The following is a 15,727-nucleotide window of genomic DNA, read 5'->3' on the forward strand; positions in this document are numbered from 1 at the left end:
CGGGTGGATCGACCTATGCCGCAGACAGGCCGAGCCGGCGAAGCCAGTCGGCTACCAGTGGGACCACGCGATCGGTGAGCAGGTCGTCCCATACCCACCGGATCACCATCACGTCGAGCTTGCGTAAGGCGTCCTCCCGGGCCTTCTCGCGCCGGACGACGTCGAACGGTGTCTCCCCTGTACGGACGTACTTCTGGTACTTGACCATGCCGTCGAACTCGCCGACAAGCCGGCCGCACCATGTGTAGTCGCACCGTGCGACGAACCTGCCGTCGGCTCCGTGAAACTCCTGTTGGAGCCGTGGCACGGGGAGTCCGGCACAGATCATCTGGGCCCGGCCCCACGATTCGCCGGGATTCTCGGAGCCCGCATCGGCGAAGGCCAGTGCGCGCCGGGCGATCCCCACGCCTGCCCGAGTGCCGTCGAGGATCTCAGCGATGTCATCGGCCGTGACGCCGTTGCGGAGGGCGGAGTCCATGACCGCCAGCGCTTGCGCGAAGTCCGACGCACCACACGCCACGTCGGCCGCGGTCCGGGCAGGGGAAGTGACAGCCACCCCATCGACGACCACGACTTCGGACGCGTCGAGATACCCCGGGTGCAGGTGCCGGCGAGCGCTGATCTTTCCGGCCTTCGCACCGCTGGTGGTGTGCACCTTGCTCAGGTCGGGCAGGAGCATGGCAAGCCCGTGTACGGAGGCTGCCGACTGGTGGCTCAGGACGTTCCCTTCTGTCAGGGTCGACGCGGCGATCGACCGCAACCGGTACAGCTCCGACGGTGTGTGGTCGCCGACGGCGAATGCTCCGGCCCAGATCTTGGTGAGTTCGCCCCGCTTCACGCCCTGGTTGAGCAGATAGTCGGACCAGCCGACGGAGAGCGCGGTGCGCCGATAGACGATGCCATGTTGATCCCGTGGATAGTTGTCCATGAGAATCAGACGCACCGGACCCCCTGTTGGATCCATCGAACTTTTGTTCCACCCATAACTGGAGGATCCTCCCTTTGTTGACGGAGGATCTTTCAGTTTCTGGTGGATCCACAGTTGGTTGACCGACGCGGACCGGGCCTCCCCGCGGCTAGGCTGGGCGGGTGAGTTTTCGTGACGACCTCGCGCTGACCCTGCGGGCCCGGTTCCCGATCCTCTACGTCGAATCGTTCGAGGAACAGCGGGTGCTGGCCGAGATCTCGATGGTGGCCGGGTCGGGGGAGCAGGTGCGCACCGTCCGCGCGGTGCACGCGTGGTCGACGACCTCGGGCGTGGTGACCCAGAACGGGGCACCGGCCTCGGGCACCACTGATCCGCGGGCGGCGCTCGAATGGTTCCGGCGCAATCAGGAGCCGTCGCTGCTGGTGATGCGGGACCTGCACGCCTTCCTCGGTGACGACCGGCGGCCCGCCGACCCCGCCCTGGTGCGCACACTGCGCGACCTGGCGAGCGAACTGCAGGCGGGTGCAGTGGCCCGCACCCTGATCCTGGTGTCGCCGGTGCTGCGGATTCCGCCGGAACTCGACAAGGACATCACCCTCCTCGACTTCCCGCTGCCCACTGAAGCCGAGATCCGGGCGGTCCTCGACGGCATGATCGCCGCCAACGCCGGCGGCGGCCGCATCGCGATCGGTGTCGACGCCGTGGGCCGCGAACGGCTCGCCAAGGCGGCGCTCGGACTCACCCTCAACGAGGCCACCAACGCGTTCGCGCGGGCGATGGTCAACAACGGCGATCTCGGCGTCGACGACGTGCATTCGATCATGGAGGAGAAACGGCAGACGGTCCGCAAGGCGGGTCTGCTGGAGTTCGCGTCGGTGGACATCGACCTCGACGACGTGGGCGGGCTGCAGAACCTGAAACGGTGGCTGTACAAGCGCAACGGGTCGTGGCTTGCCGAGGCTCTCGAGTACGGGGTGTCCGCACCCAAGGGCGTGCTCATGACCGGCGTTCCGGGCTGTGGAAAGTCGTTGACCGCCAAGGCGATCGCCGCCGCGTGGGAGCTGCCGCTGGTGCGGATGGACATCGGTAAGGTGTTCGCCGGGCTGGTCGGCTCGTCGGAGCAGAACATGCGCACCGCCATCCGCACCGCCGAGGCCACCGCGCCGTGCGTGCTGTGGATCGACGAGATCGAAAAGGGTTTCTCCGGTCTGGGTTCCGGCGATTCGGGAACGTCGACACGGGTGTTCGGCTCGTTCCTCACCTGGATGCAGGAGAAGACGGCGCCGGTGTTCGTGATCGCCACCGCCAACAAGGTCGACGCGTTGCCGCCGGAGTTCCTGCGCAAGGGCCGGTTCGATGAGATCTTCTTCGTCGACCTGCCGACCGCCGCCGAACGCCGCGACATCTGGGAACTACACCTGACCAAACGGCTGCGCGACAACAAGGCCGCCGGCCTGGCGATCACCCCGGAACTGCTCGACAGCCTCGCCGACATCACCGAGGGCTACACCGGCGCCGAAATCGAACAGGCCGTCATCGCAGGGCTTTTCGACGCTTTCAGCGAGCGCAGGCAGATGACCGGGGTGGATCTGCGGCGGGCGGTGGCCACGATGGTGCCGCTGTCGGTGACGCAGGCCGAGCAGATCTCCGCGATCCGCGGCTGGGCCGCCGACCGGGCGGTGGCGGCGACGTCGGCCGAGGACCGGGCAGGCTACACCACCGCCGCGTCGGCCGCACCCGCCGAGCCCACCGGACCGGACGGCTCCGGACCCCAACTCAAGCTGGTACCAAGCGATCCCACAACCCGTGGCGGAAGAACGGTGGATTTCTAGAATGAGTATCTCGATTGTGCTGATCCCCGCGGCCATCGCCGCCGCCACCTGGGCCGCGAGCCACGGCGAGAAACGGGACTCGGAGGGGCGGACCGTGATCGGGGTGTCGACGCGGATGCGCGACGTCGGCCTGCTGACCGAGGCGCTCGCCGACACCAGGGCTGTGGTGACACAGCGCTCCGACGACAGCCTGATCGCCCGGTGGCAGAACGTGTCCGCGCACTTCCACCGCGACCCCGCCCGCGCCGATGCCGCCTGGGAGGTGGATTTCATCGGACAGGGGCGAGCGGAGCGACGGGAGTTGTCACAGGTTACCGAGGAATCGGTGCAGGGGATTGTTGCCGCGGTCGACGCCGCGTACGGGCGCCGGGTGCAGCAGGCGGTGCTCACCCGGCTGCGGGAACGGGCGCCGCAGGCCGGGATGACCATCGCCTCGGAAACCGTCGACGACACCGACACGGTCACCGTCGTCCTGGATCTGGCGGTGTGAGCGTGAGCAGCGACAGAAAACAGATCGTGCTCACGGTCGCCGCCGACGGAACGGTGCGCGCAGAGACGAAAGGTGTGGTCGGTCCGTCGTGCCTCGATCAGATCGCCGTCCTGGAAGACCTGCTCGAAGCGACGACCGTGACCAGCGAGTTCACTCCCGATTACCACCGGACCACCGTGTCGGACACAGCCGAGGACATCGATGAGCTCTACCACTGACCCGCGCTGGGTCGACCCGTCCGCCGCCGCGAGGCTGGCGGATCGCAAGTGGCGCTGGAAGAACAGTATCTGGGTATTCGCGCCGGCCCTCTGTCTCGGTTTCGTCTCGTGCGCCGGATTCATCTACGCCGCCAACAAGGTCCACAACCGTAAGTGGACCGTCTACGCGGTGATCTCGACGGTGGTCACTCTGGCGGTGTGCCTGTGCGCGTTCATCTTCGAGACCGACGATCACAAGGTCGCCGACTGGGCGATCAACCTGGTCCTGGTGTCGTGGATCCTGCACCTGATCGCCGGAATATCGCTGCGCAACAACTACTTGCGGCTGCTGGCACAACGGCAGGCCCAGGATGAGCTGGCCCCGTTCGGGATCCCACCGCTCGCCCCCGCACCCACCTATCCGCCCCCGCCCACTCCTGCCGCACCCGCACCGGTTCAGGGTCTTGTCGGCATGAACGACTTCTACGCTCCCACGCCCGCGCAGCTCGACATCAACTCGGCGTCGGCGGCCGAACTGTCGGCCACCACCGGCCTCGGCCCGGCGCAGGCCGATGCGGTGATCGCCGCCCGCACCCGCGTCGGCGGCTTCCGCTCGTTCGAAGAGATCGCCGCGTCGGCGGGTCTGGCGCCACACCACCTCGCCCGGCTCCGGGAGGTGTCTTTCGGTCCGTCGCAACCGGATCCGGGCTCGGCGCCGCACAACCCGCCCCCGCCACCCCCGGTACCGGGAGGCCGGATCCTTGATATCTGACCGCACGATCCGGGTAGGGGCCGTCGTCGACGATACCGTCGCCGAGGGGCCCGGCCGCCGGTTCGCGGTCTGGGTGCAGGGCTGCTCGATCCGCTGTCCCGGCTGCTTCAACCCCCACCTGTGGGGTGCCAAGGGCGGCACCGGTATCGGTGCCGCCGAGTTGGCCGAACGCGCCCTGGCGGTACCCGGTATCGACGGTGTCACGCTGCTCGGCGGGGAGCCGTTCGAACAGGCCCGTCCGCTCGCGGACTTCGCATCGCGGCTTGCCGCGCAGGGGCTTTCGGTGATGACGTTCAGCGGCTTCACCTACCGCGAGCTGAACGGGGCAGGTGCCCCCGACGGGGCCGCTGAACTGCTTTCCGCCACTGACCTGCTGGTGTCAGGGCCGTATCTGTCGGGCCAACCGGATCTCCGGCGGCCGTGGGTGGGTTCGACCAATCAGGAGTTCCACTTCCTGACCGATCGTCTCCGTCATGTCGAGGCCGGGTTGGCCGACCTCCCCGACCGCATCGAGGTGCGCGTGACAGCCTCCGGCGAGGTCACCGTCAACGGCTGGGCCGACCTGGACCAACTTGACACTCTCCTCGCCGACGACTTCCGCCGGCGCAACCGACCTGCCTAGTCCGGCACCACGACCGCGCGCCCGCGCAGGTCGTTGGCGGCCAGCCGCCGGTACGCCTCCACACCGTCGTCGAGACTGAAGGTTTCGGTCGCCACGTGCAGCACCCCGTCGCGGGCCAGGTCGAGCACCTCGATGAGTTCACTCCTGGTGCCCCAGTAGGGCGCCCGCACCGACACCTCGTACGGCTGGGAGAAGAAGCCGACCTTGGCGGCGGCCACCCCGTCGCCGAGGCCGACGATGACGACATCGCCGAACACCCCGACCATACCCATCGCCATGTCCAGGGTCGGCTGATATCCGACGAAGTCGAAGACCGCTGTGGCCCCGGCCTTTCCGGTGATCTTGCGGACCTCGGCGACGGTGTCGGCGTTGCTGAGCACGGCCTCATGCGCCCCGACCTCCTTCGCGAACGCCAGCTTCTCCTCGGTGACGTCGACGGCGATGATCCGGGATGCGGTGAGGTGGCGCAGCAACTGGATACCCACATGCCCGAGCCCGCCGGCCCCGATGACGACGGCGGTGGTGCCGCCGACCAGCTTCGGCAGCGACGCCTTGATCGCGTGATAGGGAGTCAGTCCGGCGTCGGTAAGTGCTACCGAAGCTACCGGATCGAGGTCACCGAGCGGCACCAGGTGCCGGGCGTTGTCGATGAGCAGGTACTCGGCCATCGCACCGTCGGTGCCGAGTCCGGGCGGGGTGATGGATTGTTCGGCCGCGTTGAGGCAGTAGTTCTCCTGACCCTGCGCGCAGCGGTGGCAGGTGCCGCAGCCCCACGGCCCGTACACCGCCACCGATGTTCCCTCGGTCATCGCCTTCACGCCGGACCCGACCGCGGCGACCACCCCGACACCCTCGTGGCCGAGCGTCATCGGCAGCGGGTAGGCGAAGGCGCCGGGCGGGGCATTGAGGACGAAGTCGTCGGAGTGGCAGGCGCCGGCGGCGGTGACCTTGAGCAGCACCTGCCCGGGTCCGGGCGCAGGTTTGTCCACCTCGCGCAGTTCGGGCGGTTGTCCGGGAGCGATGAACTGGATGGCCTTCATGTGGGACGGTACCTCTCAAATATGACGCGGACCTCACCTTGGGGTTTTACTCGCGTGTCCGGGCGGGCGAGGTGCTTTGGGATCAACATGGGGCACTTTGAGGACGTAAGTCCCCACCCGGACTGACCATCCGATCAGGTGAGGATCACCAGCCGCTGCGTCGCGCGGGTCATCGCCACATACCGGTCGACGGCGCCGCCCACTCCGGCACTGAACGACTCGGGCCGCACCAACACGACGAGATCGAACTCCAGACCCTTCGCGGTGCTCGGGGTCAACGTCCGCACCCGCGGCCGGTGCAGCACGACGGAGTCGCCGATGACACAGCCTGTTCCGTCTGGGTTCTCCCGAAGCCACCCGTCCACAACGGATTCCAGCTCGCCCACCCGGGCGTGGGTCACCGGGATACCGGAGGATCGGATCGACGTGGGCACGTTGGCGTCGGGGATCTCCGCCCGGATCACTGGCTCGGCCTCGGCCATGATCTCGGCGGGGGTGCGGTAGTTGACGGACAGTCCGGCCCGGCGGATATCGCGCAGGCCGACCCGCCCGAGCCGGTCCTGCCAGGTCTCGGTGAACCCGTCCCGCGCCTGTGCCCGGTCGCCCACCACGGTGAAACTCCGTGACGGGCACCGGACGAGCAGCATCTGCCACTGCGCGTCGGTGAGTTCCTGCGCCTCGTCGACGACGATGTGCGCGAACGGTCCGGCGAGCTCGTCGGGATCGCTTGTGGCCGAGACGGTGTCGTCGTCGAGGGCGTTGCGCAGGTCGTCGGACCGGAGCATCGACGCCACCCGCATCTCGCTGTCGTCGGCGGCGATCACATCGGCGATCACATCGTCCATCCGGGCCCGCTCGGAACGCAACGCGGCGGCGTGGCGGTGTCGTTGCCGGGTGGCCTCCGGGTCGCCGATGCGCCGGCGGGCCGCGTCGAGCAGCGGCAGGTCCGGGAGCGTCCACGCCGCCGGGTCTTGACGTTGCAGTGCAAGCACTTCCGCGCGGGTGAGCCACGGTGCGCACATCGCCAGGAACGCGGGCACCGTCCACAGGTCGCCGACGATGTCGACGGGATCGAGCAGCGGCCAGGCCCGGTTGAACGCCGCGACCAGTTCGGTGGTGCGCCGCAACGATGTCCGCGCCTCACCGAGCTCCTCGGGGTCGATCGGCAGGGCGGCGAGGGCGATCTCCAGCAGCTTTTCCCACACCGCATCGCGGGCATCGTTGTGCGGGGTGCCGGGTTCGGCCTCGCCGAAGGCCTCGGCCCAGTCGGTGGGGGACAGCGTCAGCCGGCCCCAGTCGGTGTCGACGGTCAGCGACGTGCGCGGTGTTTCCTCGTAGAACCGCACCGCCGGTTCGATGGCACCCACTATCGCGGCCGACGCTTTCAGCCGGGCCACCTCGGGATCTGATTCCGCGACGGCACAGCCGGATTCGGGAACCAGGTCGGCAACGGTACACGTCAGTACCCCCTGCTCGCCGAGTCCGGGCAGCACATCGGCCACATACGACAGATACGGCCGGTGCGGACCCACCACCAGCACCCCACCCCGCTGCCCGCTCAGCCGGGGGTCGGCATACAGCAGGTATGCCGCACGATGCAGTGCGACAACGGTTTTCCCGGTTCCCGGCCCGCCGTCGACGACGAGGGTGCCCGCCGAGCCGGCGCGGATGATGGCGTCCTGGTCGGCGGCGATGGTGCCGAGCACGTCCCGCATCCGTTCGCCGCGGCCCGCGCCGAGCCCGGCCAGGAACGCCGAGTCGTCGTCGAGCACGAGGTCGTCGGCCGGTTCGGTGGTGAGGGCCTCGTCCCAGAAGTCGATGATCGCCCCCTGTGACCAGCGGTACCTGCGTCTGCTGGTGAGGCCGCGCGGGTCGGCGTGGGTGGCGGCGAAGAACGGTTCGGCTGCCGGTGTGCGCCAATCGACCAGCAGTTGGTCGCCGTCTGGACCGGAGAGCCCCAGTCGGCCGATGTAGGTGATCGTGCCGTCGGTGCCGACCATCCGTCCCAGGCACAGGTCGAGCCCGTACCGCCGGATCGTCGCCAGCCGGGCGTGGGTGCGGTGGATCTCCATATCCCGTTCCATCGCATGATGCCCCGCCCCGCCCGGTGCCTTCCGGAGGGTGTCGATACGGGTGGTCAGGGTGTCGACGGTGTGCGCGAGCGCGCCGTCGATGGCCGCGAAACGCGTGACATCTCCGGCGATGAATCGTGAATCAGCTTTGTGTACAAGGGTTTCCGGTATCCGGAACGGTGATTGCATGCGGCGGCGAACTCCTCGTGGGCGGTGGGAGAAATGATTGTGCACCACACCGGGGGCCTTGCGGCAAGGCCCCATCCGCGATATACCGTTAAGTGGGAAAGAAATCTCTCCTGTTTCGGGGTGGTCACCTCATGCCGGCGGCGCTAGGCTCCCAACGTCTCCAGGATCAGATGCATGGCGGCAGTCACCGTCAACGCCCGCACCGTGGTGCGATCACCCGGGAACCGGATCGTCAGCGTCCGCGTCGGTGCACCGTTCAGTGAGACCCCGAAACACACTGTACCCACCGGCTTTTCGGCAGAACCCCCACCCGGACCGGCGATCCCCGTGGTGGAGACGGCGATATCGGTGCCCAGCACCCGCCGCGCCCCGTCGGCCATCGCCTCGGCCACCTGCTCGCTGACCGCTCCGAACTCGGCGATCAACTCCGTCGGCACACCCAGGACACTCGTCTTCACCTCGTTCGAGTACGACACCACACCACCGGCCGTGTACTCCGACGACCCGGCCCGGTCGGTGAGCCGGGCGGCGATCTTGCCGCCGGTGCAGGATTCGGCGGTCCCGATCATCCGCCCCGCGAGTGCCGCCGCCACCAGGTCGTCGACGGTGCAACCGTCGGTGGAGAAGATCTGTGCCCCATGGCGTTCGGTCATCAACTCGAGCAGCGAGGCATAGGCTTCACGTCCGTCGTCGGCGAAGCGCGTGACCATATCGATCTCACCCGCCCGGATGCAGGTGGTGATCTCCAGCGAGCCGAACCCGGGCACCAGCTGCTCGGCGCTGCGCAGGGTGTCGGCGAGCTCGGCCTCCGACAGCCGGTAGGCACGGATCGTCTCCTGCGCGAACACCGGCAGCGAGGCGGTGACCTCGGTGAACGCGTCGGTGGTGATGGCGGCCGGCCACATGGCCTGCAGTTCGCGGGGCGGTCCGGGCAGCACGATGATCGCGGGCAGTGGGTCGGTGCGGCCGATGGCGATGCCTGGCGCGGTGCCGGTCGGCGGGATGTGCCGAGCGCCGTCGGGCACGTACGCCTGCTCGTGCACCCCGACCGCCGCAGCCTCCGGTAACCGGCCCTCGATGCCGCGCCAGCGCAGCAGGATGTCGGTGATGTGCTGTTCGAGTTCGGGGTCGTGCCGTAGTTCCCGGCCGCAGAATTCGGCGACGGTGGCGACGGTGAGGTCGTCGGCGGTGGGCCCGAGTCCGCCGGTGGTGACGATCAGGTCCACGCCCTCGTCGACGAGGAAACGCAGTTGGGCGGTCAGGTCGTCGGGCCGGTCGCCACAGATGGTGATGTGGGCGACGTCGATACCGAAGCCGAGGAGTTGTTCGGATACCCACGGCCCGTTACGGTCGGCGATCCGGCCGGTCAGCACTTCGGTTCCGGTGACGATGATCCCTGCGCGCGCACTCACCTGCCCGAGCCTATGCCACCGCCGGTCTTCCGGCCGCTGGTTGAGGTGTGAGGAGCGTTAGCGACGAGCCTCGAAACCCGGTGAGAGAACGATGTCATCTCACCGGGTTTCGAGGCTCGCAAGCTCGCACCTCAACCAGCGGGGTGGGGTGTCAGGCGTTGAGCCAGTTCAGCACCGCGTGGAAGGCACGCGGGTTGGCGTCGTTGATGCCGATCGCCGCACCGACGATCGCGCCGACACCGGCAAGCCACAGGCAGCCGACGAAGATGAGGCAGCCGACCACGAGGCCGACGATCGCGCCGATGGCGGCGGTGAGGCTGCCGCCGTTGTTCCAGCCGATCATCACCTCACGCATCATCCGGTTGTAGGCGGCCTGCTTGGACGCGTACGGCTTGACGTCCTTGGTGATGAGGGCGCGGTTCTGCGGGGTGACGATCGGGATCAGCGTGGCGCTGGTCCGGTCGGCGCTCAGCTTGACCCGCAGCGGGACGGCGACGCCGCTGATCGGGATGGTCAGCGGAACCTGCTCGATGACCTTGCCACTGCGGTTGGCCACCGACAGGCTTTTGCCGCCGCTGTAGGGCAGGAAGGTGGCGTTGGTCAGCTTGGTGGTGAGCTTGCCGGGCATGGCCGTGGTGACGCTGGTCGGGTTGGCGCCCGACACGGGGGCCGCGTCGGCGGTGCCGGCGCTGACGGCGAGGACGGTGGCTGTTGCGGTGACGCCGAGGGCGAGACCGATTCGTCGGAGAAGTCGCATGGGTGACCGGGGCCTTTCGATAGTGGAGTCCGTGATGGTTACCCTGCCAAATCATCGGCGCCTGATGTCCGACTTATCACCTCTGTCTCGGGCATTGTTGCCGGATCGATGCCGGAAGAACCCGTGGATCGGGCCGAGGGGGATTGTTGACACGCACCCCTGGAACTAAGGTGAGTCTGGCCTAACTTCGAGCAGATGGACGGGAGGACGTCATGTCGAGAGGTTTCAACGGGGCGCTGATGCGTGCCTTCGGTGCGCGCGATCACGTGGCGAAAGTGACTGGTGTCCAGGACATCACCGCACACTGTAAACGGGTGTGGTTCGTATCGGACACCCTGTTCGAGGAGGCCGAGGCCTTCCCGACGGCCTTCGTGCGCGGCTGGTTCCCCGACGGGCAGGGCAAGGAGTTCCAGCGCGCCTACACCTTTGTCGACGCCGACCCCGAAAACGGACAATTCTCCGTCGATTTCGTGTTGCACGAACCGGCCGGACCGGCGTCGGCGTGGGCGAAGACGGTGGAACCGGGCGACGAGATCTCGGTGATGTGGATGAGCGCGATACCCTTCGAGGTGCCCACGGTGGGCCGGCCCGAGGGATACCTGATGATCGGCGACTCGGCGTCGCTCCCCGCCATCCGGACCGTCATCGACGTGATCCCCGACGACCTCCCGATCGACCTGTACCTGGAGGAACACGACCCGCTCGATCACGAGCTGCCGCTCCCGGAGCATCCGCGGCTGCGCACGCACTGGGTGCCGCGCGGCGACGCCGCGTCGGTGGCCATGGCGCTGGAGAACCGCGACTGGTCCAACTGGTACCTGTGGGTGTGCCCCGAATCGGGCACCCTCAAGGAGGTGCGCAAGCGCGCCAAGGAGTTCGGCTTCCCCAAGTCGCAGACGCACGCGCAGGCCTACTGGGTGCACGGCAAGGCGATGGGCAAGGAACGCGACCCCGAAGCCGAGGCGGCGGCACAGGCGGCGGCCGAGCCGGTCCCCGAGCCACCGGAGGAGCCACAACCGGCCCAACCCACCGAACCCACGGCGGTACAGGGTGCGTGGAGCGCCGCCGGAGCCGGCAGGCTAATCGCGCCGCTCAAGGGCAAGCTCATCCTCGCCGGCATCGCCCAGTTGGTCGTTGTGCTACTGCAACTGGCCCCGTACGTGGTGCTGGTGGAGTTCTCCCGGCGCATCCTGCGCGGCGCGCCGTCTTCGGAGCTGTGGAATCTCGGATACTGGGCGCTCGGGCTGATCGGTGCCGGACTGCTGCTGGAGTTCGGGCTGATGTTGTGGCTGCATCTGGTCGACGCCCGCTTCTCCCGTGACCTTCGACACCGGCTGATCGGCAAGATGTCACGAATGCCGTTGGGCTGGTTCACCTCCCGAAACTCGGGCACCATCAAGTCGCAGATTCAGGACAACACTCTGGCCCTGCACTATCTGGTGACCCACGCGGTGGTGGACGCCGTCGCCGCGGTGGTCTCCCCGATCGTGGTGCTGGTCTATCTGTTCACCGTCGACTGGGGGATCGCGCTGTGCATGTTCCTCCCCGTCCTCACCTATGTGGTGGTGATGTGGCGGATGATGGTGCAGTCGGGTCCGAAGATCCCGCAGGCGCAGAAATGGGCCGAACACATGAACGGCGAGGCCGCCGCCTATCTGGAGGCGCAGCCGGTGATCCGGGTGTTCGGCGGCGCGATGGCGTCGAGTTTCCGGCGAAACCTGGACGGCTACATCGGTTTCCTCGACAACTGGCAGCGCCCGTTCATCAAGGCCAAGACGGTGATGGATCTGGTGACCCGCCCCACCACCTTCCTGTGGCTGATCTGCTGCGCCGGAACACTGTTCGTCATCTGGGGGTGGGCGCAGCCCGTCGACCTGCTGCCGTTCCTGTTCCTGGGCACCACCTTCGGTGCCCGGCTGCTCGGCATCGGCTACGGCCTGTCGGGGCTGCGGGCCGGCACGGTCGCCGCCCGCGACATCCAGGCCACCCTCGAAGAACCCGAACTCGCGGTCCTCGACAACCAGACGGGTGCCGACGAACGCGACGTGATCTTCGACCACGTGACGTTCGGGTACCGCAAGGACGTGCCGGTGCTGCACGATGTGTCGTTGCGGCTGAAACCGGGCACGGTGACCGCGCTGGTGGGGCCGTCGGGTTCGGGAAAGTCGACGCTCGCGGCGCTGCTGGCCCGCTTCTACGACGTGGGCGGCGGTGCGATCCGGATCGGCGGCCGGGATCTGCGGTCGATGACCGGTGACGAACTGTACCGGCAGCTCGGATTCGTCCTGCAGAGCACACAACTCGTGGCCGGCACGGTCGCCGAGAACATCGCCCTCGCCGTCCCCGGCGCCTCCCGCGAACGTATCGAGACCGTGGCCCGGGCGGCCAACATCCACGACCGGATCGAGCGGATGCCCGACGGGTACGACACCCTTCTCGGTCCGGACGCCGCCCTGTCCGGGGGTGAGCGGCAACGCCTCACCATCGCCCGCGCGCTGCTGGCCGACGCCCCGATCCTGGTGCTCGACGAGGCCACCGCCTTCGCCGACCCCGAATCGGAATACCTTGTGCAGCAATCACTGAGCCGGCTCGCCGCGGACCGCACGGTGCTGGTGATCGCGCACCGGCTGCACACCGTCGTCGACGCCGATCAGATCGTCGTCCTCGACGGTGGCCGGATCGTCGAAACCGGCACCCACACACAGTTGTTCGACGCCGGCGGCCGGTATCGGGCGCTCTGGGACTCCCTGGAGGGCGACTCGCTGGAGGAAAGTTCTTCCGGCACCACCGATCTGACGACGGGAGCACACCGATGATCCGCACCCTGCTGGCCCTGATCCCGCCCGGCTACACCGATTTCCTGCGCCGCTTCGCGGTATTGACGGTGCTGTCGGTGATCATCCGCGCCGCGAGCGTGGTGTTCCTGGTGCCGCTGCTGTCCGGCCTGTTCGACGGCGACCACGACAAGGCACTGCTCTGGCTGGGTGCGCTCACGATCTCGACCGTCGTCGGCTGGATCATCGACAGGGCCATCTCGCGCAGTGGTTTCGGGCTGGGCTTCGGCATCGTCGACACCGCCCAGCACGATGTGGCCGAACGGCTCTCGCGGGTACGGCTGACCTGGTTCAACGTCTCCAACACCGCCGACGCCCGGCAGGCGATCGCCGCGACCGGCCCCGACCTGGCCGGTCTGGTGGTGTACCTGGTGGTTCCGGTGACCGGCGCGGTGCTGCTGCCGGCGGCGATCGGTATCGCCCTGTTCGGGGTGGCCTGGCAGTTGGCGCTGGTCGCGCTGGCCGGGGTGCCGCTGCTGCTGGGTGCGCAGTGGGCCACGACCGCGATCACCAAGAAGGCCGACGCCGTCGCCGACGACGCCAATGCCGAACTCAACGCCCGTGTCATCGAATTCGCCCGCACCCAGGAGGCGCTGCGGGTGTCGCGGCGGGCCGAACCCGAACGCGGGCTGGTCGGCGAGGCGCTGGACCGTCAGCACGGCGCCACCACCCGGCTGCTGCTGTTCCAGATCCCCGGGCAGGTGCTGTTCAGCCTCGCGAGCCAGGTGGCGTTGCTGGCGCTGGCCGGGACCACCGCGTGGCTGGCGGTGCGCGGCGAGGTGTCCCCGGCCGAGTCGGTGGCGCTGATCGTGGTGGCGGTACGTTACCTCGAACCGTTCACGGTGCTCGCCGAACTCGGTTCCGGACTGGAGACCAGCCGGCTGACGCTGAAACGGATCGGCACCGTCCTGGGCGCGGAAACCGATGGCCCGCACGAGGGTACGGCCGCGCGGGCCGAGCTGTCCGGGCCGCCGCGGATCGAGTTCGAGAACGTCACCTTCGGGTACGGCGACGGCCGCCCGATCCTCGACGATCTGAGCCTGACCATCGAAGCCGGTTCGGCCACGGCGATCATCGGCGCCTCCGGGTCGGGCAAGTCCACCATCCTCGGCCTGATCGCGGGCCTGCACGAACCACATTCTGGGCGTGTCCTTTTCGACGGTGTCGATGTGGCCACGCTGGATCTGCCCGCGCGCCGGGCATTGTCGAGTGTGGTGTTCCAGGAGCCGTACCTGATCCAGGGTTCCATCGAGGAGAACGTCCTCGCCGGCGACCCGGCAGCCGGTCCCGAACGGGTCGCCGCCGCAACACGACTCGCGCGGGTCGACGAGATCACCGGTCGGCTGCCCGACGGTGTCCGGTCGGAGGTCGGCGAGGGCGGTTCGGTTCTTTCGGGTGGTGAACGTCAGCGCATCAGCATCGCCCGCGCCTTGCTCAAACCCGCGCCGGTGCTGTTGATCGACGAGGCCACCAGCGCCCTCGACAACGAGAACGAACGCGCGATCGTCGACGCCCTGTCAGGGGAGGGGACACCGCGCACCCGCATCATCGTCGCCCACCGGCAGGCCGGTATCCGCCACGCCGATCAGGTGATCGTGATCGATGACGGCCGGATCGTCGAACAGGGCACCCCCGATCAACTCCTCACTGCCGGTGGACGATTCGCCCGATTCTGGGAACAGCAGGGCGCGAGCGCCGGCTGGAAACTCACCGGCTCCTGAGAATCACGGCTCCCAGGGCCGCCCCGCGTTGGCGTCGGAGATCAGTTCGACGATGGCCGGGGCGCCGTGGGCCAGGAACTTGTGCCACGACCCGAGGCCGTGCACGAAATTGTCGGGGCTCAGGTCCGCCGCGTCGATGCTGCGCACCGCGAACACGCTGTCCTGCGCGACGAGCAGCGTGACGTACGGCCAGCGCAGCGCGTGGGCGGCGATGATCTGCCCGAGCATCGTGTTGTCGGGTGCGCTGCCCAGGTTGGCGGCGCATTCGAGCCACGGTCCGTGCTTGGACAGCGAGATCCACGACCGGGTGCCGTACACCGACGGCAGCGTGATGCGGTCGTCCTCGACGGTGCAGTCCTCGAGTCCGGTGAGGCCCGCCAGATAGTCGAGGATCACCGGCAGCACCGCGGCCGGGGTGAACGGCAGCGACTTCGAGTCCGGGGACGGTTCGGCCGGCGGCTCGTCGGCGTCGTCGAGGAAGGCCGGGTGGGTGATGTGCCAGAGCCCGAGGAAGGCGCGGGTGACGATGAACGCGACCTTCTCCAGGTTGCGCTTGCCGGCCTCGACGATGTGGGTGCCGTTGGCCAGATGCCGCCAGCCGATCTCGGCCATTCCGTCGATCTGCTCGGCGTAGCCGTCGGGGTCGGCGCTCAGGTCGGCGTCGCTGATGGTGGCGCGTACCCGCCCGGCCCCGGTGACGGTGAAGACCACACGCGGATGCGGACCGTCGGGCACGTCGGCGGACACCGCCGACACCGTCAGGGTGTCGTCGCGGCCGAGGTCGTACAGCCGGACCGCGAGGCCGAGTTCGTACTCGTCCCAGGCGCGCTGCATCTGCGCGTCGAACGGCATCTGCTCCAT

13 protein-coding genes are annotated in these 15,727 nt (G+C 68.3%); 7 read left to right on the top strand and 6 right to left on the bottom strand.

Annotated features, from left to right (window positions below; translation table 11 throughout):
- Positions 1 to 13: 13 nt before the first annotated feature.
- The gene (locus tag GOAMR_RS19555) at positions 14 to 943 is read right to left on the bottom strand and encodes a type IV toxin-antitoxin system AbiEi family antitoxin (RefSeq protein ID WP_005192001.1); all 930 of its coding nucleotides are present in this window, start codon (positions 941 to 943) and stop codon (positions 14 to 16) included.
- 146 nt (positions 944 to 1,089) lie between these two features.
- On the opposite strand from GOAMR_RS19555, the gene GOAMR_RS19560 reads away from it, so the two are divergent.
- The 5 genes from GOAMR_RS19560 to GOAMR_RS19580 are packed head-to-tail and all read left to right on the top strand — an operon-like array spanning position 1,090 to position 4,841.
- Entirely contained in the window at positions 1,090 to 2,760 is a 1,671-nt protein-coding gene (locus tag GOAMR_RS19560) for a Ycf46 family AAA ATPase (RefSeq protein WP_005192004.1), read from the top strand.
- Position 2,761: 1 nt separating this feature from the next.
- Positions 2,762 to 3,250, top strand: coding sequence for a hypothetical protein (locus GOAMR_RS19565; RefSeq protein ID WP_040515873.1), 489 nt, complete (start codon positions 2,762 to 2,764; stop codon positions 3,248 to 3,250).
- A gap of 2 nt (positions 3,251 to 3,252) precedes the next feature.
- Positions 3,253 to 3,468 carry a DUF2997 domain-containing protein gene (locus GOAMR_RS19570; RefSeq protein WP_005192011.1) on the top strand — a complete coding sequence of 72 codons (216 nt, stop codon included), beginning with the start codon at positions 3,253 to 3,255 and terminating at the stop codon, positions 3,466 to 3,468.
- Positions 3,452 to 4,219, top strand: a complete 768-nt coding sequence (locus GOAMR_RS23830) for a ComEA family DNA-binding protein (RefSeq protein WP_005192014.1) — start codon at positions 3,452 to 3,454, stop codon at positions 4,217 to 4,219. The genes GOAMR_RS19570 and GOAMR_RS23830 overlap by 17 nt, the downstream gene beginning before the upstream one ends.
- Positions 4,209 to 4,841: a 4Fe-4S single cluster domain-containing protein gene (locus tag GOAMR_RS19580; protein WP_005192016.1), complete on the top strand. Its 633-nt coding sequence runs from the start codon at positions 4,209 to 4,211 to the stop codon at positions 4,839 to 4,841. Before GOAMR_RS23830 ends, GOAMR_RS19580 begins: the two co-directional genes overlap by 11 nt.
- Here GOAMR_RS19580 and GOAMR_RS19585 read toward each other — a convergent pair.
- The 4 genes from GOAMR_RS19585 to GOAMR_RS19600 all read right to left on the bottom strand — a co-directional run bounded on the left by GOAMR_RS19585 (position 4,838) and on the right by GOAMR_RS19600 (position 10,311).
- Positions 4,838 to 5,881 (bottom strand): NAD(P)-dependent alcohol dehydrogenase, encoded by a 1,044-nt coding sequence (locus GOAMR_RS19585; protein WP_005192018.1) that lies wholly within the window; start codon positions 5,879 to 5,881, stop codon positions 4,838 to 4,840. The two genes, GOAMR_RS19580 and GOAMR_RS19585, sit on opposite strands and share 4 nt — an antisense overlap.
- Positions 5,882 to 6,015: 134 nt before the next feature.
- A complete protein-coding gene (gene helR, locus GOAMR_RS19590) occupies positions 6,016 to 8,142 on the bottom strand; it encodes an RNA polymerase recycling motor ATPase HelR (protein WP_005192021.1) in 2,127 nt (708 codons plus the stop codon).
- A gap of 143 nt (positions 8,143 to 8,285) precedes the next feature.
- Entirely contained in the window at positions 8,286 to 9,554 is a 1,269-nt protein-coding gene (locus tag GOAMR_RS19595; protein WP_005192024.1) for a competence/damage-inducible protein A, read from the bottom strand.
- Positions 9,555 to 9,705: 151 nt separating this feature from the next.
- A complete protein-coding gene (locus GOAMR_RS19600; protein ID WP_005192026.1) occupies positions 9,706 to 10,311 on the bottom strand; it encodes a DUF8020 domain-containing protein in 606 nt (201 codons plus the stop codon).
- Positions 10,312 to 10,523: 212 nt separating this feature from the next.
- Between GOAMR_RS19600 and GOAMR_RS19605 the strand changes: the two genes are divergently transcribed.
- Together GOAMR_RS19605 and GOAMR_RS19610 are read left to right on the top strand one after the other, a co-directional pair.
- Complete coding sequence (locus GOAMR_RS19605) at positions 10,524 to 13,127, top strand: ABC transporter ATP-binding protein/permease (protein ID WP_005192029.1); 2,604 nt, start codon at positions 10,524 to 10,526, stop codon at positions 13,125 to 13,127.
- Positions 13,124 to 14,866: an ABC transporter ATP-binding protein gene (locus GOAMR_RS19610; RefSeq protein ID WP_005192047.1), complete on the top strand. Its 1,743-nt coding sequence runs from the start codon at positions 13,124 to 13,126 to the stop codon at positions 14,864 to 14,866. The genes GOAMR_RS19605 and GOAMR_RS19610 overlap by 4 nt, the downstream gene beginning before the upstream one ends.
- Positions 14,867 to 14,869: 3 nt before the next feature.
- On the opposite strand, the gene GOAMR_RS23835 is transcribed toward GOAMR_RS19610, so the two are convergent.
- Entirely contained in the window at positions 14,870 to 15,727 is an 858-nt protein-coding gene (locus GOAMR_RS23835; protein WP_005192049.1) for a TY-Chap domain-containing protein, read from the bottom strand.

The organism is Gordonia amarae NBRC 15530, from assembly GCF_000241345.1.
In the GTDB taxonomy this organism is placed as follows: domain Bacteria; phylum Actinomycetota; class Actinomycetes; order Mycobacteriales; family Mycobacteriaceae; genus Gordonia; species Gordonia amarae.

Coding starts and splice junctions, on each gene's coding strand:
- GOAMR_RS19585 (WP_005192018.1), bottom strand. CDS start 5,881: ATGAAGGCCATCCAGTTCATCGCTCCCGGACAACCGCCCGAACTGCGC.
- GOAMR_RS19565 (WP_040515873.1), top strand. CDS start 2,762: ATGAGTATCTCGATTGTGCTGATCCCCGCGGCCATCGCCGCCGCCACC.
- GOAMR_RS19605 (WP_005192029.1), top strand. CDS start 10,524: ATGTCGAGAGGTTTCAACGGGGCGCTGATGCGTGCCTTCGGTGCGCGC.
- GOAMR_RS23830 (WP_005192014.1), top strand. CDS start 3,452: ATGAGCTCTACCACTGACCCGCGCTGGGTCGACCCGTCCGCCGCCGCG.
- GOAMR_RS19610 (WP_005192047.1), top strand. CDS start 13,124: ATGATCCGCACCCTGCTGGCCCTGATCCCGCCCGGCTACACCGATTTC.
- GOAMR_RS19600 (WP_005192026.1), bottom strand. CDS start 10,311: ATGCGACTTCTCCGACGAATCGGTCTCGCCCTCGGCGTCACCGCAACA.
- GOAMR_RS23835 (WP_005192049.1), bottom strand. CDS start 15,727: ATGGAGCAGATGCCGTTCGACGCGCAGATGCAGCGCGCCTGGGACGAG.
- helR (WP_005192021.1), bottom strand. CDS start 8,142: ATGCAATCACCGTTCCGGATACCGGAAACCCTTGTACACAAAGCTGAT.